This window comes from Variovorax raffinosi (assembly GCF_051216615.1).
Lineage (GTDB): Bacteria > Pseudomonadota > Gammaproteobacteria > Burkholderiales > Burkholderiaceae_C > Variovorax.
Genome location: NZ_JBPJZR010000011.1, coordinates 74,981 through 91,761 on the forward strand (window position 1 = coordinate 74,981; position 16,781 = coordinate 91,761).

Annotated in this window: 16 protein-coding genes; all 16 read right to left on the reverse strand. The window is 65.6% G+C overall.

The features are described 5' to 3' along the window. The 16 genes from ACSFB7_RS27675 to ACSFB7_RS27750 all read right to left on the reverse strand — a co-directional run bounded on the left by ACSFB7_RS27675 (position 1) and on the right by ACSFB7_RS27750 (position 16,681). Positions 1-882, reverse strand: a complete 882-nt coding sequence (locus ACSFB7_RS27675) for an EamA family transporter (protein ID WP_435475532.1) — start codon at positions 880-882, stop codon at positions 1-3. Between the two features lie 16 nt (positions 883-898). After that, positions 899-1,321, reverse strand: a complete 423-nt coding sequence (locus ACSFB7_RS27680; RefSeq protein WP_435475533.1) for a BLUF domain-containing protein — start codon at positions 1,319-1,321, stop codon at positions 899-901. Between the two features lie 4 nt (positions 1,322-1,325). Beyond that, positions 1,326-2,057: a GTP cyclohydrolase I gene (gene folE / locus ACSFB7_RS27685; RefSeq protein WP_435475534.1), complete on the reverse strand. Its 732-nt coding sequence runs from the start codon at positions 2,055-2,057 to the stop codon at positions 1,326-1,328. A gap of 137 nt (positions 2,058-2,194) precedes the next feature. Next, on the reverse strand, positions 2,195-2,950 hold the full coding sequence (locus ACSFB7_RS27690; RefSeq protein ID WP_435475535.1) for an endonuclease/exonuclease/phosphatase family protein: 756 nt from the start codon (positions 2,948-2,950) through the stop codon (positions 2,195-2,197). After that, positions 2,947-3,420 (reverse strand): dihydroneopterin triphosphate diphosphatase, encoded by a 474-nt coding sequence (gene nudB / locus ACSFB7_RS27695; RefSeq protein WP_435475536.1) that lies wholly within the window; start codon positions 3,418-3,420, stop codon positions 2,947-2,949. Before nudB ends, ACSFB7_RS27690 begins: the two co-directional genes overlap by 4 nt. A gap of 7 nt (positions 3,421-3,427) precedes the next feature. Beyond that, entirely contained in the window at positions 3,428-5,236 is a 1,809-nt protein-coding gene (gene aspS, locus ACSFB7_RS27700) for an aspartate--tRNA ligase (protein WP_435475537.1), read from the reverse strand. Between the two features lie 37 nt (positions 5,237-5,273). Further along, positions 5,274-5,909 carry a DUF502 domain-containing protein gene (locus ACSFB7_RS27705; RefSeq protein ID WP_435475538.1) on the reverse strand — a complete coding sequence of 212 codons (636 nt, stop codon included), beginning with the start codon at positions 5,907-5,909 and terminating at the stop codon, positions 5,274-5,276. Between the two features lie 9 nt (positions 5,910-5,918). Beyond that, the gene (locus ACSFB7_RS27710; RefSeq protein ID WP_435475539.1) at positions 5,919-6,239 is read right to left on the reverse strand and encodes an FmdB family zinc ribbon protein; all 321 of its coding nucleotides are present in this window, start codon (positions 6,237-6,239) and stop codon (positions 5,919-5,921) included. A gap of 104 nt (positions 6,240-6,343) precedes the next feature. Further along, complete coding sequence (locus ACSFB7_RS27715) at positions 6,344-7,792, reverse strand: high affinity choline transporter 1 (protein WP_435475540.1); 1,449 nt, start codon at positions 7,790-7,792, stop codon at positions 6,344-6,346. Positions 7,793-7,805: 13 nt separating this feature from the next. Beyond that, the gene (gene ubiB / locus ACSFB7_RS27720) at positions 7,806-9,371 is read right to left on the reverse strand and encodes a ubiquinone biosynthesis regulatory protein kinase UbiB (RefSeq protein ID WP_435475541.1); all 1,566 of its coding nucleotides are present in this window, start codon (positions 9,369-9,371) and stop codon (positions 7,806-7,808) included. Continuing rightward, positions 9,368-9,937, reverse strand: coding sequence for a ubiquinone biosynthesis accessory factor UbiJ (locus ACSFB7_RS27725; RefSeq protein WP_435475542.1), 570 nt, complete (start codon positions 9,935-9,937; stop codon positions 9,368-9,370). The genes ubiB and ACSFB7_RS27725 overlap by 4 nt, the downstream gene beginning before the upstream one ends. Positions 9,938-9,996: 59 nt before the next feature. Further along, positions 9,997-11,034: a Tim44 domain-containing protein gene (locus tag ACSFB7_RS27730; protein WP_435475543.1), complete on the reverse strand. Its 1,038-nt coding sequence runs from the start codon at positions 11,032-11,034 to the stop codon at positions 9,997-9,999. 32 nt (positions 11,035-11,066) lie between these two features. Continuing rightward, positions 11,067-11,798 (reverse strand): bifunctional demethylmenaquinone methyltransferase/2-methoxy-6-polyprenyl-1,4-benzoquinol methylase UbiE, encoded by a 732-nt coding sequence (ubiE, locus tag ACSFB7_RS27735; protein ID WP_124463039.1) that lies wholly within the window; start codon positions 11,796-11,798, stop codon positions 11,067-11,069. A 157-nt stretch (positions 11,799-11,955) separates the two neighbouring features. Continuing rightward, entirely contained in the window at positions 11,956-12,369 is a 414-nt protein-coding gene (locus ACSFB7_RS27740) for a gamma-butyrobetaine hydroxylase family protein (protein ID WP_435475544.1), read from the reverse strand. Next, the gene (locus ACSFB7_RS27745; protein ID WP_435475545.1) at positions 12,369-12,806 is read right to left on the reverse strand and encodes an HIT family protein; all 438 of its coding nucleotides are present in this window, start codon (positions 12,804-12,806) and stop codon (positions 12,369-12,371) included. The genes ACSFB7_RS27740 and ACSFB7_RS27745 overlap by 1 nt, the downstream gene beginning before the upstream one ends. Next, complete coding sequence (locus ACSFB7_RS27750) at positions 12,803-16,681, reverse strand: DUF3683 domain-containing protein (protein ID WP_435475546.1); 3,879 nt, start codon at positions 16,679-16,681, stop codon at positions 12,803-12,805. The genes ACSFB7_RS27745 and ACSFB7_RS27750 overlap by 4 nt, the downstream gene beginning before the upstream one ends. Between the last annotated feature and the right edge of the window lie 100 nt (positions 16,682-16,781).

Genomic DNA, 16,781 nt, shown 5'->3' on the forward strand with positions numbered 1-16,781 from the left:
TCAGCCCAACGCGAGCGCCACCACGCCGGCGGCAATGAGCATTGCGCCCATCAGGCGCAGCAGCCGGTCGCCCTCACGCAGCAGATGCCCACCGATCAGCGCGGCGAACAGCATCGACACCTCGCGCGCGGGCGCCACGTGCGAGATGGGCGCCTGCTGCACCGCATAGAGCACGAGCACATAGGAAACCGGGCTGATCGCCGCCACCAGCAGCGCGTACTTCCACTGCTCGCGCCACATGCGCGCAGTGGTGACGCGGTCCTGCAATGCGGCGGGCAACAGCAGCACGAGGCGCACGAAGTTGCCCATGTAGTCGAGCAGGATCGGCGACATGGCCAGGAACTTCACCGCGTAGCTGTCGGCCACCGTGTAGGCCGCAATGAAGGCGCCGGTCAGCACGCCGTAGCGGATGCCCTTTTGCACCCGCTCGCGCTGGGCCGGGTCATGCTTCTTGTGAAAGAGGCGCGGACCGCCTGCCACGAGGAACACGCCGAGCACCACGCCGAAGATGCCGGCGACGCCGATCAGGCTGATCTTCTCGCCGAGAAACAGGATCGCGACCAGCGACGACAGCAACGGCCCCGAGCCACGCGCCAGCGGATAGACCACGGTGAGGTCGGACTTGCGGTAGCCGCGCAGCAGGATCACGTAATAGAAGACGTGCAGCACGCCGCTCAGCACGATGAAGCCCCATTCCCTCGCGCCCCATGTCGGCACGACGCTCCAGCCCAGCGCGATGCCCACGGGCGCCCACACCACGGCCATGAACACGCTGCTCTGGAGCGCGAAGCGTGCGTCACCGTTCGCCTTCTTGGCGGCGATGTTCCAGCTGGCGTGAATGACCCCGGCGAGCAGGATCAGCGCAAAGGCAGAGAGCGGCACCCCGGCAGAAGAAGGACTAGTGGCGGCCGACGATGGCGGCGGTGGCCATCAGCTCTTCGAGCAGCGCCAGCGAGACCTTGCCCGAGACCTTGTAGGGGTCGAGTTCGGGCTTCTCCGAATACTTGAGCAACGTCGAAGCATTGAGCTTCGACAGGTTGACCTGCCCCATCGTCCAACCGCCGAAACGGCGCTCGGAGATTTCTTCGTAGTGCAGCAGCACCACGTCCTTGTGGCGCGCATCGCGCTGGATGTGGCCGTAGAGATCGCTGATGGCGTCGCGCCCACCCTCGATGGCCTGCAGGAAGGTGCCGGCACCGTAGCAAAGGATGCCGGTGATGCCGCAGGCCGGGTTGTGGGAGCGCGATTGCGTGAGGATCGCGTCGATGGCTGCCGGGCTGGTGTCGACGGCACGGCTGGCGTAGAGGAGTCGGACCAGCATGGCTTCAGCTCTTTCTTGGCAAGAGGGACAGGAATTCGCGGCGCAGGCTCGGGTCTTTCAGGAACACGCCGCGCATCACGGAGTTGATCATCTTGCTGTCCATTTCCTTCACGCCGCGCCAGGCCATGCAGAAATGTTCGGCTTCCATCACCAGCGCCAGGCCGTCGGGCCGGGTCTTTTCCTGGATCAGATCGGCCAGTTGCACGATCGCTTCTTCCTGGATCTGCGGACGGCCCATGACCCATTCGGCCAGGCGCGCGTACTTCGACAGGCCGATCACGTTGGTGTGCTCGTTGGGCATCACGCCGACCCAGAGCTTGCCGATGATCGGGCAGAAGTGGTGCGAGCAGGCGCTGCGCACGGTGATCGGGCCGACGATCATCAGCTCGTTCAGGTGCTCGGCGTTGGGGAACTCGGTGAGCGAGGGCGGTGCCACGTAGCGGCCGCGGAACACCTCGTTCAGGTACATCTTGGCCACGCGGCGGGCGGTGTTGCCGGTGTTGTGATCGTTCTCGACGTCGATGACGAGGCTGTCGAGCACGCCCTTCATCTTGACCTCGACCTCGTCGAGCAGCGCCTCCAGCTCGCCGGGTTCGATGAACTCGGCGATGTTGTCATTGGCATTGAAGCGCTTGCGCGCTGCGTTCAGGCGCTCGCGGATCTTCACGGAGACGGGCGTGCCCTCGTCATCGTCTTTTCGATCGGGGAGCGGTGCGACGTCGGTTTTCCTCAGCATCCGCGCATGGTAGCAGCGATCATTTTTCAGCGCCCCTGCAGGGAAACACCGCGGAACCGGCTTCGCCGGGCCGCAGGTGTTGCCCCCGGTAGGGGGTTGGAGAAGCGACACGCAGTGCGCGAAGCCTGGGGGCGAGTTCAGGTCAACGAGAAATCAGCCACCAGCGGCAGGTGGTCGGACATGCGGGCCCAGATCGGGCCGCGCGGCACCGCGCAGGCCAGCGGCTCCAGCTTGCGCCCGTAGATGAAGTCGAGCTGCGCCACCGGCAGGCGCGAGGGATAGGTGAGCGTGCGCGGGCCGCGCAGGTCGCTGGTGTCGCGCAGGCCCATGGCGTTCATGGCGTAGCGCATGCGCGCGCCCCAGTCGTTGAAATCGCCCGCCACCACCACGGCTTCGCCGGCGGGCACTTCCCGGTCGATGAACTCGCGCAGCCGGGCGATCTGCCGCACGCGGCTGCCCTTGATGAGGCCCAGGTGCACCACGATGGCATGCACCGGCTGCCCCTCGACCTCGATCACCACGTGCAGCAGCCCGCGCTGCTCGAAGCGGTGGTCGGAAATGTCCTGGTGGCTGGTGCGGATCACCGGCCAGCGCGTGAGCAGCGCATTGCCGTGCTCCCCATGGCGCGTGACGGCATTGGTCTCGTAGACGGCGGTGTAGCCCTCGGGCGCGAGGAAATCGGCCTGGGGCAGCTCGGGCCAGCGCGCGAAACGGGCAGCGGCCTGCCGGTTCATCTTGCGCACTTCCTGCAGGCAGACGATGTCGGCATCGAGCTGCTCGATGGCATGGCCGAGGTTGTGGATCTCAAGCCGCCGGGCAGGCCCGATGCCCTGCACACCCTTGTGGATGTTGTAGGTCGCGACCCGAAGGGTCTGTGCTGCCGGCTGGTTCATTGCGCAAATTCTGGCAGCAACAGGATGGCTTCGGCGTTCGACGGGGAAAAACAGGCGTCGGCCGCTTCGCGGTACGACAGCCATTGCCAGTCGGTGTGCTCGCGCGGATCGAGCGTGGGCGTCAGGCGTTCGGGCACGCACAGGCCGAACAGGTGCTCGGTGTTGTGCGTGACGCCCGGCTCGTAGCGGGCGCGCCAGCGTGGGTAGATTTCGTAGATGTTGCGCAGTTGCCAGTCGACCAGTTGCGATGCGAGCGCACTGCCCTGGCCGCACTGGATGCCGGTTTCCTCGGCCACCTCGCGCGCCGCCGTGAGCGCGAGCGGCTCGTCGACGCTGTCCTTGCTGCCGGTGACCGACTGCCAGAACTCGGCCGCGTCGGCGCGCCGGATCAGCAGCACGTCGAGTGCCGGCGTGTGGATCACGACAAGCACCGACTCCGGGATCTTCCAGGGCCGGGTGCCAGTCGTCATGCCGGCATCAGGCTGCGGCTTGAGGCGTGTTGCGCAGCTTGATGTGCAGCTCGCGCAGTTGCTTCTCGTCGACCGGGCTCGGCGCCTGCGTCAGCAGGTCTTGCGCGCGCTGGGTCTTGGGGAAGGCGATCACGTCGCGGATCGACTCGGCGCCGGTCATCAGCATGACGAGGCGGTCCAGGCCGATGGCGATGCCACCGTGCGGCGGCGCGCCGTACTGCAGCGCGTCCAGCAGGAAGCCGAACTTGAGCTGCGCGTCTTCGGCGCTGATCTTCAGCGCGCGGAACACCTTGCTCTGCACTTCCTCGCGGTGGATACGCACCGAGCCGCCGCCCATCTCGATGCCGTTGAGCACCATGTCGTAGGCCTTGGCAATGCACTTCTCGGGCGCGGTGTCCATGAGGTCTTCATGGCCGTCCTTCGGTGCGGTGAACGGGTGGTGCACGGCGGACCAGCGCTGGCCATCCTCGTCGAACTCGAACATCGGGAAGTCGACCACCCACAGCGGTGCCCAGCGGTCGTCGAACAGGCCGCTCTTCTTGCCGAAGGGGCTGTGGCCGATCTTCACGCGCAGCGCGCCGATGGCGTCGTTGACGACCTTTTCCTTGTCGGCGCCGAAGAACAGGATGTCGCCGTTGCGGGCACCCGTGCGGGCGATGATCTCAGCCAGCGTGTTGTCGTCCAGGTTCTTGACGATCGGGCTTTGCAGGCCTTCGCGGCCGGCGGCTGCGTCGTTGACCTTGATGTAGGCCAGGCCCTTGGCGCCGTAGATCTTGACGAACTCTTGATAGGCGTCGATTTCACCGCGCGACAGGCCGCCTTCGGCACCGCCGCCCGGCACGCGCAGCGCCACGACACGGCCGCCCACCATGGTGGCGGCGTTCGAGAACACCTTGAACTCGACGCGCTTCATCAGCTCGGTGAGTTCGGTGAATTCGAGCTTCACGCGCAGGTCGGGCTTGTCCGAGCCGTACTTGAACATGGCATCGCCGTACGTCATCGTCGGGAACACCGGCAGCTCGATGCCCGCGGCGTTGCGGAACACGTTGCGGATCATGCCTTCGAACATCTCGCGGATTTCTTCTTCGGCGAGGAACGAGGTCTCGATGTCGATCTGCGTGAATTCAGGCTGGCGGTCGGCGCGCAGGTCTTCGTCGCGGAAGCACTTGACGATCTGGTAGTAGCGGTCGTAGCCGGCCACCATCAGCAACTGCTTGAACAGTTGGGGCGACTGCGGCAGCGCGAAGAAGCTGCCGTCGTGCACGCGGCTGGGCACGAGGTAGTCGCGCGCGCCTTCGGGCGTGGACTTGCCGAGCATCGGCGTCTCGATGTCGATGAAGCCGTTGGCATCGAGGAACTTGCGCGTTTCCATCGTCACCTTGTAGCGCAGCATCATGTTGCGTTGCATGGCTGGGCGGCGCAGGTCGAGCACGCGGTGCGTGAGGCGGGTGGTTTCCGACAGGTTGTCGTCGTCCAGCAGGAACGGGGGCGTGACCGAAGGGTTGAGCACCTTCAGCTCGTGGCACAGCACTTCGATCTTGCCGCTCTTGAGGCTGTCGTTGGTCGTGCCTTCGGGGCGCGCGCGCACCAGGCCCGTGATCTGCACGCAGAACTCGTTGCGCAGGTTCTCGGCCACGCCGAAGGTGGAGGCGCGATCGGGATCGCACACCACCTGCACATAACCTTCGCGGTCACGCACGTCGATGAAGATCACGCCGCCGTGGTCGCGGCGACGGTTGACCCAGCCGCAAAGGGTGACGGTCTGGCCCATCAGGGCTTCGGTCACAAGACCGCAATAGTGAGTACGCATGGCCATAGGGATCAATTCCGGCGCCGTTCGGGCGCGTTCGTTTTTATGAGTTGGATGGCTTGGTTGCCACCGTGGCGGGGCTGCCTGGAACAACCACCCCCATCGAGACGATGTACTTGAGCGCTTCGTCCACGCTCATCTTCAGTTCGATGCAGTCGCTGCGCTTGAGCATCACGAAGTAGCCGCCCGTGGGATTGGGCGTGGTCGGCACGTAGACACTGAGGAATTCTTCTTCGCTGCCGAGATGTTCCGCGACCTCATTGCCAGGGGCGCCCGTCACGAAGGCAATGGTCCAGACGTTTTCGCGCGGCCACTGGATCAGCACCGCGGTACGAAAGGCGTTGCCGTTCTCGGAGAACAGCGTGTCCGACACCTGCTTGACGCTGGAGTAGATCGAGCGCACGACCGGAATGCGCCGCACCACGGCGTCGCCCCAGCCGAGCAGGCGCTTGCCGACGAAATTGCTGGCGGTGGCGCCCACCACCAGCAGGATGGCCAGCGTGAGCAGCACGCCCAGGCCGCGCACCCGGTGGTCGCTGAGCCAGACCTGCCACTGCTCGGGCAGCAGCCAGAGCGTCTGGTCGAGCGTGCCGATGATCCAGTTCAGCACGCCGAGCGTGATGACCAGCGGCACGATGACCAGCAAGCCGGACAGCAACCATTTGCGCAGGGCGAGCATGGCGGTCGATCAGTCGCCGCTCTTGGCGGCAGCAGCCGGCGCCGCGGGCGCCGGAGCGGGGCTTGGCGCGGCGGAAGAAGAAGACTCGGCGGACTTGGCGCCGTCGCTCGCAACGGGTGCCGTGGCAGGCTCGGCCTTCTTGCCGCCGCCCTCACGGAAGTCGGTCACGTACCAGCCCGAGCCCTTGAGCTGGAAGCCGGCGGCCGTGACCTGTTTTTCGAACGCGCTCGCGCCGCACGCCGGACACACCGTCAGGGGCGCGTCGGACATCTTTTGCAGGGCGTCTTTGGCAAAGCCGCAGGCGCTGCACTTGTAGGCGTAGATGGGCATGAAGATTGGGGGTCAAAAAAGCGGCGCAGCTGCCGCTCGCAAAGCCCTCGATTATAGGGGTGCACCCGCCAATCGCCATCCGGCAAGGGCCCTGAGCCCTTGTCTCAGGCGGGTTCGGTCGCCAGCGGGCGGTGCGGCGTGTGAGTGTCCACTAGCCATTGCGGAAGCAGCGAACCGGCCACCATGCCGACGAACGCGCACAGCACGCCCGCAAGCTGGGCCGGGAAGACCGCCCCCCAGGGCATGGCCAGGAACAGCAGCCAGACGCCGATGCCCAGGGCGATCGAGGCGATGGCGCCCTGGGTGGTGGCGCGGCGCCAGTACAGGCCGCAGACCAGCGGCACGAAGGCCCCCACCAGCGGCACCTGGTAGGCGCCCGACACCAGCTCGTAGATCGGCGTGCCCTGCATGCGGATGGCGTAGGCCAGCACGGCGGCGCTGAACAGCAGCACGGTGATCCGCATGGTCATGAGGTTCTCGCGGTCGGTGCCGGCCGGTCGGAACTGGCGCCAAATGTTCTCGGTGAAGGTGACGCTGGGCGCCAGCAAGGTGGCCGACGCGGTCGACTTGATGGCCGACAGCAACGCACCGAAGAACAGCACCTGCATCACGAACGGCATCTTCTGCAGCACCAGCGTGGGCAGCACCTTCTGCGGATCTTCCTTCAGCAGCACCGCCACCTCCTGCGGCATGATCAGCAGCGCGCTGGCCACCAGGAACATCGGCACGAAGGCGAACAGGATGTACGCCACGCCGCCGATCACGGGGCCGCGCTGGGCCGCCTTGACGCTGTTGGCCGACATCACGCGCTGGAACACGTCCTGCTGCGGAATCGAGCCGAGCATCATCGTGATGGCGGCCGCGAAGAAGAACACCATGTCGTGCAGGTTGGGCTCGGGCCAGAACTTGAAGAGGTCCTTGCTGACCGCGAAGGCCACCACCTTGTCGGCACCGCCCGCCATGTTGCCGGCGAACACCGCGATGACCGCGAGACCGCTCACGAGAATGATCATCTGCATGAAGTCGGTCACCGCCACCGACCACATGCCGCCGAACAGCGTGTAGGCCAGGATCGAGACCACGCCGATCACCATGCCCAGCGGGATGCTGATGGCGCCGGCCGACAACAGGTTGAACACCAGACCCAGCGCCGTGACCTGCGCCGACACCCAGCCCAGGTAGCTCAGCATGATGATCAGCGAGCAGGCCACCTCGACGCCGCGGCCGTAGCGCTCGCGGTAGTAGTCGCTGATGGTCAGCAGGGTCATGCGATAGAGCTTGCCCGCGAAGAACAGGCCCACCAGGATCAGGCAGGTGCCCGCGCCGAACGGATCTTCGACCACGCCGTTCAGCCCGCCCTCGATGAACTTGGCCGGAATGCCGAGCACCGTTTCGGACCCGAACCAGGTCGCGAAGGTGGTCGTGACGATCATGAAGAGCGGCAGGTGCCGTCCGGCAATGGCGAAGTCGGTGGTGTTCTTCACCCGCTTGGCGGCGTAGAGGCCGATGGCGATGGTGACCAGCAGATAGACGATGACCAACGTCAACAACACGGCAAAGACTCCTCTAGAACAGGCGCACCCGCACCAGCAATTGCATGGCGAGCAACCCCAATACAAAACCTATGCCACCGTAGACGATGGTCTGCAGCAACCGGTTGGTGCGCTTTTGCTCGGCCAGCAGTTCGAGCAGCTCGCGCCGGTTGTCGGCGGGCCGATTTTCAAGGAAATCGTGCAGCAGGCGCGGCAATTGCGGCAGCAACTTCGCGTAGCGCGGCGCCTCGGCCTTCAGTTGCTGGAACAGCTTCTTCGGGCCGATCTGGTCGACCATCCATTTTTCGAGGAAGGGCTTGGCGGTGTGCCAGAGGTCCAGCTCGGGGTCGATGCTGCGGCCCAGGCCTTCGATGTTGAGCAGCGTCTTCTGCAGCAGCACCAGTTGCGGCTGGATCTCGACATGGAAGCGGCGCGAGGTCTGGAACAGGCGCATCAGCACCATGCCCAGGGAGATCTCCTTCAACGGCCGGTCGAAGTACGGCTCGCAGACGGTGCGGATCGCGGCTTCGAGTTCATCGATGCGCGTGCCCTCGGGCACCCAGCCGCTTTCGAGGTGCAGCTCGGCCACACGCTTGTAGTCGCGCCGGAAGAAGGCCACGAAATTCTGCGCGAGGTATTCCTTGTCCGACTCGGTCAGCGTGCCGATGATGCCGAAGTCCAGCGAGATGTAGCGCCCGAAGGTCTCGGGCTCCAGGCTCACCTGGATGTTGCCCGGGTGCATGTCGGCATGGAAGAAGCCGTCGCGAAACACCTGGGTGAAGAAGATCGTGACCCCATCACGCGCCAGCTTGGGAATGTCGACGCCGGCCGCGCGCAGGCGGTCCATCTGGGCAATGGGCACGCCGTTCATGCGCTCCATCACGATGACTTCGGGATGGCAGAAGTCCCAGAACATCTCGGGAATGAGCACCAGCTCGAGCGACACCATGTTGCGGCGCAGTTGGGCCGCATTGGCGGCCTCGCGCACCAGGTCGAGCTCGTCGTGCAGGTACTTGTCGAACTCGCCGACCACCTCGCGCGGCTTCAGGCGCTTGCCGTCGGGCGAGAGCTTCTCAACCCAGCCGGCCATCATGGCCATCAAGCCCAGGTCTTTCTCGATCACGCCACGCATGTTGGGCCGCAGCACCTTGACGGCGACATCGCGCAGCTCGCCCTCCTTGGTGCGGATGACGGCAAAGTGCACCTGCGCGATCGACGCACTGGCGATCGGGGTTTCGTCGAACTGCACGAAAACATCGCCCACGGGACGGCGGAACGCGCGCTCGATGGTGGCAATGGCCACCGCCGAAGGGAACGGCGGCACGCGGTCCTGCAGGAAGGCGAGTTCGTCGGCGATGTCGGGTGGCAGCAGGTCGCGCCGGGTCGACAGCACCTGGCCGAACTTCACGAAGATGGGGCCGAGCCGCTCGAGGGCTTCGCGCAGCCGCTGGCCGCGCGGCGCATCGAGCTTGCGCCCGAACGAGACAACGCGCGCGACCACGCGCAGCCAGGGCTTCTGGAAGCTCGTGAGCACGAGCTCGTCGAGGCCGTAGCGCAGCGCGATCCAGACGATGAACACGCCGCGGTAGAAGCGCCTCATTCGGCCTTGCCCGCCGAGCCGGCCGCCGAACCGCCGGCGCGTGCCGTGCGGTCGCCGACGAACTGGCGCAGCGCGCCCACGACACGCCGCACGCCATTGCCCAGGGTGTGCGCAGGCACATCGCCGATCACGCGGGCCAGGTCGTCCTCGACATCCCAGCGCACGTGATCGACCAGCCAGTTGACCTCGGCGGCCAGCTGCACGTCGCCCACGATCTGTACGGAAGGCTTGTCGCCGCGCAGCGTGGCGCGGGCGATGTCGAAGGGAGAGTCGTCGGTCACGGTCAGGGTGAGTTCGGGGACCGAGCCTTCAGGGGCCAGGTCGAGCAGCCCGGCCGGCGTGGCCACCAGCTCCATCGTCACGAAGCGCCACTGGAAGCGCACCACCCGCCCCTGCTGGCGCAGCAGCCGCTGCTGGGCTTCGGGCTCCTGCTGCAGCACATGGTTCAGGAACAGGACCGCGCGGTGCTGGATCTCGTGGACCGCCCAGCCCGGAGGCTGGAGACGTTCGCCGATGCGATTGAAAAGGTCGCCGAGAAAAGAAAAAGGGGACGATGGTGTAGCCATGGTCCCCATTATCCCGTCACTGCCGCGGCCCTGCGACGGGCGCGCTTCAGCTTTTTGCTTTACTGCAGTGCCTGCACACCAGCAACCAGCCAACCGCTGTTGCCGCTGGTCGGCTTGGTCATGTTCCAGACTTCGCGGAACGGGCCCGGGCCTGCCGAGGCGTCTTCGCGGATCATGCCGGAGAACTCCACGCTGGCCATGTAGGCATCAGGCAGCTCTTCGATGCCGAGCAGCTTGGCGTCGAGCATCACGACTTCGGTCTTGTTCGAGGCACCACCGGTGTGGCCGGCACGATCGGCCAGTTGCGTACGGATCTCGTCGACCATGCTGTCGGTCATCATCGAACGCAGCGTCGATACGTCGGCGCGGTCCCATGCGTCCTGCAGCGTCACGAAGTTGCGCTTGGCGGCGCCGAGGAAGCCTTCCACGTCGAAACCTGCGGGCGTGCCCCAGGCCTGCGAGCCGACCAGTGCCGAACCGATCATGCTGCCGCCGGCCGCAGCACCTGCTGCGGAGAGGCTGCTGCCGTGGCGATCTGTGTCCGCCGCGGGCGTGGCGTCGAAGGCGGTAGCGCTGCGCTCCCACGGACGGGCCGATGCATCGTTGCCCACGTTGGCCGGGCTGTATTGCGCGGGGGCGGTGGCGTTGGCGGGGCTGGCGCCTGCGCCCTGGAACGCGAAGCCGCCCTGGTTGTTGCCACCCGAGGCTTGCTGCGAGCGCGCCTTGATCATGCGCCACACCACCACACCGGCCAGCACCAGCAGGCCGATCAGCAGGATGTTGCCGAAGCCGGCGCCAAGGCCGAGCGAATGCGCAAGCCATGCGAGGCCCAAGCCTGCTGCGAGGCCGCCGAGCATTGCGCCCCACGGGCGCTTCGGTGCGGCGGCCGCGGCCGGCGTTGCGGGCTTGGCCGCTGCTGCGTTGGTCGCGTTCTGCTGCGCGGGTGCGCCCGGCGCTGCGGGCGGCGTGGCCTGGCGTTGCGTCACGTTGGACGACTGACGCCCCACGGACTTGCCACCACCCATGCGAGCGGCTTCAGCCTGGACACTGCCCAGCACCATCGCAGCCGCCAAAAACAAAGTACCCAAACTCTTCATGTCGTCTCCTCTTGAGCGAAAGATTCGCTTCATCAACACTTGATTCCAACATGGAGGGCGGCCACGCCACCAGTCATATTGTGATAGTCCACATGTCCGAAACCGCCCTCTTTCATGAGGGTCTTGAGTTCCTCTTGCGCGGGATGCATCCGGATCGATTCGGCGAGATAGCGATAGCTCGCATCGTCACCCGCCACGAGCTTGCCAAGACGCGGCAGCACGTTGAAGGAGTACCAGTCGTAGACCTTGGCAAGCGGCTTCGCGACCTTCGAGAACTCGAGCACCAGCAACTTGCCGCGCGGCTTGAGCACGCGGTTCATTTCCTTGAGCGCGATGTCCTTGTGCGTCATGTTGCGCAGGCCGAAGGCCACCGTGACCACGTCGAAATGGTTGTCGGGGAAGGGCAGTTTTTCTGCGTCGCAAACCATCGTGGGCAGCGACACGCCGGCGTCGAGCAGACGGTCGCGTCCGGTGCGCAGCATGGCTTCGTTGATGTCGGTGTGAACCACCTGGCCGGTGGCGCCGACCTTCTTGGCGAAGGCCATGGCCAGGTCGCCGGTGCCGCCCGCGATGTCGAGCACGCGCGAGCCTTCGCCCACGTTCGCAACCATCACGGTGTACGCCTTCCAGGCGCGATGCAGGCCGGCCGACATCAGGTCGTTCATGATGTCGTAGCGCGAGGCTACCGAGTCGAAGACGCCGCGAACGCGTGTCGCCTTCTCGCTTTCGTCGACTTTCTCGAAGCCGAAGTGTGTGGTGCTCATGCAACCGATGTTAGGCCGGAAGCCTGCACATCAAGCTGACGACCCCGCGCGCACGGCGGACATTTGTTGCTTTTTTATTCAAACGCGGACGCGCCGAAACGCGCGCCCTCCCTGCCTGCGGGGCTATCTTTTCAATAGCACAAGCCGACTTCGGGCTTCAGTGGCTGCTGCAGGCGTGGCCGCTGTCTTCGATCATCGGCGCGTCGCGATCGACGCCCGCCACGGCAAGGCGCCGTTCGTACTCGGCCCACAGCTCGGCCTGCTTCGCACCCAGTTCGTAGAGCAGGTCCCACGAGTAGATGCCTGTGTTGTGGCCATCGCTGAAGGTCGGTTGCACGGCGTAGTTGCCGACCGGCTCCAGGTTGGCCAACTCGACCTCGCGCTTGCCGGTCTGCAGGACTTCCTGGCCCGGGCCGTGGCCCTGCACTTCGGCCGATGGCGAATAGATGCGCATCAGCTCGAAGGGAATGCGGAAGGTCGCGCCATCCGAGAAGCCCACTTCGAGCACGCGCGACTGGCCATGCACGGTGATCGCTTGCGGCGTCGGTGCGCCCGGTTTCAAACCTGCCATCAGAAACTCCTTGTGCCCAGACGCTCGATCATCGCAGCCTCGATGGCCGGAAGACGCGAAGCGATGTCCGCCTGCTGCGCAGCATTCACTTCGCGCTGCACCGGCGCCCAGACCGAGCCGGGGAAATGGCTGTCCTCCGCAAAGCGCGCGATCACGTGCCAGTGCAGGTGCGGCACCATGTTGCCGAGCGCGGCAAGATTGATCTTGGCCGGCTTCAGGTGCTCGCGCAGGCATTGCTCGGCCACCGTCACCGCCTCCATGCACAGCACGCGGTCAGACGCTTCGAGATCGGAAAACTCGGCCGCATGCTCGCGCCAGATCACGCGATAGAACGCCGGAAAGCCGGCCTCTTCCGCATGAATGACGCGCAGCTTCGCGCCCTCGAAAACGACGCGGCCACCGGCGCCTTCGCACAGGACACAGCCCTGCACCTTCATACCAACACCCGTTCGATGCCACCGTGATTGGCGGCGGCCACGTATTGCGGCATCCAGTCGGCGCCGAGGATCTTGTTGGCCATCTCGACCACGATGTAGTCGGCTTCGAGCAGGCCGTTGTTCAGGTCGTTGCCGTAGCGCGAGAGGCCTTGCAGACAGCTCGGGCAGCTGGTGAGGATCTTCACGTTGTCGGTCGCGCCCACGTTGCCGCTCTCGCGCAGCGCGGCCTCGCCCTTCTTCAACTCTTCTTCCTTGCGGAAGCGGATCTGCGTGGAGATGTCGGGCCGCGACACACCGAGCGTGCCCGATTCGCCGCAGCAGCGATCGTTCTTGAGCACGTTGTCGCCGACCAGCGCCTTCACCGTCTTCATCGGGTCCTGCTGCTTCATCGGCGAATGGCAGGGGTCGTGGTACAGGTAGCCACCACCGCCGGCCTCGGCCAGCGTGATGCCCTTTTCGAGCAGGTACTCGTGAATGTCGATGATGCGGCAGCCCGGGAAGATCTTGTCGAACTGGTAGCCCTGCAGCTGGTCATAGCAGGTGCCGCAGCTCACCACCACCGTCTTGATGTCGAGGTAGTTGAGCGTGTTGGCGACACGGTGGAAGAGCACGCGGTTGTCCGTGATCATCTTCTCGGCCTTGTCGAACTGGCCGCTGCCGCGCTGCGGATAGCCGCAGCACAGGTAGCCCGGCGGCAATACCGTCTGCACGCCCGCATGCCAGAGCATCGCCTGCGTGGCCAGGCCGACTTGCGAGAACAGCCGCTCCGACCCGCAGCCCGGGAAGTAGAAGACCGCTTCTGTTTCCGAGGTGGTCGACTTCGGATTGCGGATGATCGGCACGTAGTCCGCATCCTCGATGTCGAGCAGCGCGCGTGCCGTCTTCTTCGGCAGGTTGCCCGGCATCTTCTTGTTGATGAAGTGGATCACCTGCTCCTTGATCGGCGCAGGCCCCAGCGTGGCCGGCGGCGCGCCGGTCTGCTTCTTCGCAACGCGACGCAGCAGGTCGTTGGCCAGGCGCTGCGCCTTGAAGCCCACCCCCACCATGCCCGCGCGCACCGCCTTGATGGTCTGCGGATTGGTCGCGTTGAGGAAGAACATCGCGGCCGCGTTGCCGGGACGGAAGCTCTTCTGTCCCATCTTGCGCAGCAGGTTGCGCATGTTCATCGACACGTCGCCGAAGTCGATCTTCACCGGGCACGGCGTGAGGCACTTGTGGCACACGGTGCAGTGGTCGGCCACGTCCTCGAACTCCTCCCAGTGCTTGATGCTGATGCCGCGCCGCGTCTGCTCTTCGTAGAGGAAGGCCTCCACCAGCAGCGAGGTCGCAAGGATCTTGTTGCGCGGGCTGTAGAGCAGGTTGGCGCGCGGCACGTGCGTGGCGCACACCGGCTTGCACTTGCCGCAGCGCAGGCAGTCCTTCACGCTGTCGGCAATGGCGCCGATGTCGCTCTGCTGCATGATCAGCGACTCGTGGCCCATGAGGCCGAAGCTCGGCGTGTAGGCGTTGGTCAGGTCGGCATGCAGCGTGACGGCTTCGCCCGCGGGTGCGCGCAGCAGCTTGCCCTTGTTGAAACGGCCTTCAGGGTCGACCCGCTTCTTGTAGTCGGTGAAGGGTTGCAGCTCTTCGTCGCTCAGGAATTCGAGCTTGGTGATGCCGATGCCATGCTCACCCGAGATCACGCCGTCGAGGCTGCGCGCCAGCGCCATGATGCGCACCACCGCGGCATGCGCGGTCTGCAGCATGTCGTAGTTGTCGCTGTTGACGGGGATGTTGGTGTGCACGTTGCCGTCGCCCGCGTGCATGTGCAGCGCGACCCACACGCGGCCCTTGAGCACGCGCTTGTGAATGGCCGTGCACTCGGCCAGGATCGGCGCGAACTCGCCGCCCGAAAAAATCTCCTGCAGCGGTTGGCGAAGTTGCGTCTTCCAGCTCGCGCGCAGGCTGTGGTCCTGCAGCTGCGGGAACAGCGCATCGACGTTCTGCAGCCAGCCGGCCCACAGCACACGTGTCTCCTGTACCAGCGACACCGCCTGCGCCACGCGGTCTTCCAGCAGCTCGGCCGCCGGAATCTCGTGCGCATCGTCGGTCTTGCCCAGCGGCAGGTTGCCGCGCGTGAGAAAGGCTTCGAGTTCGTCGGTGAGCGCGAGCTTGTTCTGCAGCGACAGCTCGATGTTGATGCGCTCGATGCCGTCGCTGTACTCGGCCATGCGCGGCAGCGGGATCACCACGTCTTCATTGATCTTGAAGGCGTTGGTGTGTTTGCTGATGGCGGCCGTGCGCTTGCGGTCGAGCCAGAATTTCTTGCGCGCCTCGGGGCTGATGGCGATGAAGCCTTCGCCGCTGCGCGAGTTGGCGATGCGCACCACTTCCGAGGTGACGCGCGCCACCGCATCGGCGTCGTCGCCCGCGATGTCGCCGAACAGCACCATCTTCGGCAGGCCGCCGTGCTTCTTCGATTTGGTCGCGTAGCCCACGGCCTTCAGATACCGGTCGTCCAGGTGTTCGAGGCCGGCCAGCAGCACGCCCGAGCGCTTCTGCTCGGCGAACATGAAGTCCTTGATCTCGACGATGCTGGGCACCGCGTCTTTTGCGTTGCCGAAGAATTCGAGGCACACCGTGCGCGTGTGGGCGGGCATGCGGTGCACGACCCAGCGGCAACTGGTGATGAGGCCGTCGCAGCCTTCTTTCTGGATGCCCGGCAGGCCTGAGAGGAACTTGTCGGTCACGTCCTTGCCAAGGCCTTCCTTGCGGAAGGTCTTGCCGGGAATGTCGAGTTGCTCGGTGCGCAGTTTCGTCTTGCCGTCGGCCGCGAAGTACTGCAACTCGAACACGGCGCGCTCGGCGTCGTGGATCTTGCCGAGGTTGTGGCCGATGCGCGTGACTTCGAGCCATTCGGCCTGCGGCGTGACCATGCGCCACGAGGCAAGGTTGTCGAGCGCGGTGCCCCACAGCACGGCCTTCTTGCCGCCGGCGTTCATTGCGACGTTGCCGCCGACGCACGAGGCTTCGGCCGAGGTCGGATCGACCGCGAACACGAAGCCCGCACGCTCGGCCGCATCGGCCACGCGCTGTGTGACCACACCAGCTTCGGTCCAGATGGTGGGCACGGGCGCTTCGAGGCCGGGCAGCGAGACGTGCTCGACCTCGGTCATGGCTTCGAGCTTCTCGGTGTTGATGACGACGCTGTTCCAGGTCAGCGGAATCGCACCGCCGGTGTAGCCGGTGCCGCCGCCGCGCGGAATGATGGTCAGGCCGAGTTCGATGCAGCCCTTGACCAGCAGCGCCATCTCGGTCTCGGTGTCGGGGCACAAGACGACGAAGGGGTACTCGACGCGCCAGTCGGTGGCGTCGGTCACGTGGGACACGCGAGAGAGGCCGTCGAACTTGATGTTGTCCTTGGCCGTGAGCCGGCGCAGCACGCGGGTGGCCTTGCGGCGCAGCGCGGCGACGTTGCTGAACATGGTGTCGAAGCTGGACACCGCGTTGCCCACGAGGTGGGTCAGCTCGCCGACGAGCTGGTCGCGCGGCAGGTCGCTGTCGGGGGTGCGGCGCTTCTGCACCTCGGTCAGCCGGTGCTTGAGCGCATCGACCAGTTGGCCGCGGCGACGCGGGTTGTCCAGCAGATCGTCGACGAGGTAGGGGTTGCGCTGCACGACCCAGGTGTCGCCCAGCACTTCGTAGAGCATGCGCGCCGATCGGCCGGTGCGGCGCTCGGCGCGCAGGGTCTGCAGCAGGTCCCAGCCGCGTTCGCCCAGCAGGCGAATCACGATCTCTCGGTCGGAGAAGCTGGTGTAGTTGTACGGGATCTCGCGAAGTCGTGCGGGCTCTGCGGCCTGCGACAACAACGCGTTCAACGCGGTCGGAGCATTCATCGGGTGGGGCCCTTGGCCAGGCGCTGCGCGCCCATGTAGCCGGGGGGTGGATTTTAGGGCAGGGCTTGGGGGCTTTGCCTGTGGGTTTTTTGTTGCCCTT

Excerpts from the sequence above, each read along its gene's own strand:
- ACSFB7_RS27725 (WP_435475542.1), bottom strand. The coding sequence starts at position 9,937 with ATGGCTACACCATCGTCCCCTTTTTCTTTTCTCGGCGACCTTTTCAAT.
- ubiE (WP_124463039.1), bottom strand. The coding sequence starts at position 11,798 with ATGAGCACCACACACTTCGGCTTCGAGAAAGTCGACGAAAGCGAGAAG.
- ACSFB7_RS27740 (WP_435475544.1), bottom strand. The coding sequence starts at position 12,369 with ATGGCAGGTTTGAAACCGGGCGCACCGACGCCGCAAGCGATCACCGTG.
- folE (WP_435475534.1), bottom strand. The coding sequence starts at position 2,057 with ATGCTGAGGAAAACCGACGTCGCACCGCTCCCCGATCGAAAAGACGAT.
- ACSFB7_RS27680 (WP_435475533.1), bottom strand. The coding sequence starts at position 1,321 with ATGCTGGTCCGACTCCTCTACGCCAGCCGTGCCGTCGACACCAGCCCG.
- ACSFB7_RS27730 (WP_435475543.1), bottom strand. The coding sequence starts at position 11,034 with ATGAAGAGTTTGGGTACTTTGTTTTTGGCGGCTGCGATGGTGCTGGGC.
- ACSFB7_RS27690 (WP_435475535.1), bottom strand. The coding sequence starts at position 2,950 with ATGAACCAGCCGGCAGCACAGACCCTTCGGGTCGCGACCTACAACATC.
- ACSFB7_RS27710 (WP_435475539.1), bottom strand. The coding sequence starts at position 6,239 with ATGCCCATCTACGCCTACAAGTGCAGCGCCTGCGGCTTTGCCAAAGAC.
- ACSFB7_RS27705 (WP_435475538.1), bottom strand. The coding sequence starts at position 5,909 with ATGCTCGCCCTGCGCAAATGGTTGCTGTCCGGCTTGCTGGTCATCGTG.
- ACSFB7_RS27745 (WP_435475545.1), bottom strand. The coding sequence starts at position 12,806 with ATGAAGGTGCAGGGCTGTGTCCTGTGCGAAGGCGCCGGTGGCCGCGTC.
- nudB (WP_435475536.1), bottom strand. The coding sequence starts at position 3,420 with ATGACGACTGGCACCCGGCCCTGGAAGATCCCGGAGTCGGTGCTTGTC.
- aspS (WP_435475537.1), bottom strand. The coding sequence starts at position 5,236 with ATGGCCATGCGTACTCACTATTGCGGTCTTGTGACCGAAGCCCTGATG.
- ACSFB7_RS27750 (WP_435475546.1), bottom strand. The coding sequence starts at position 16,681 with ATGAATGCTCCGACCGCGTTGAACGCGTTGTTGTCGCAGGCCGCAGAG.
- ubiB (WP_435475541.1), bottom strand. The coding sequence starts at position 9,371 with ATGAGGCGCTTCTACCGCGGCGTGTTCATCGTCTGGATCGCGCTGCGC.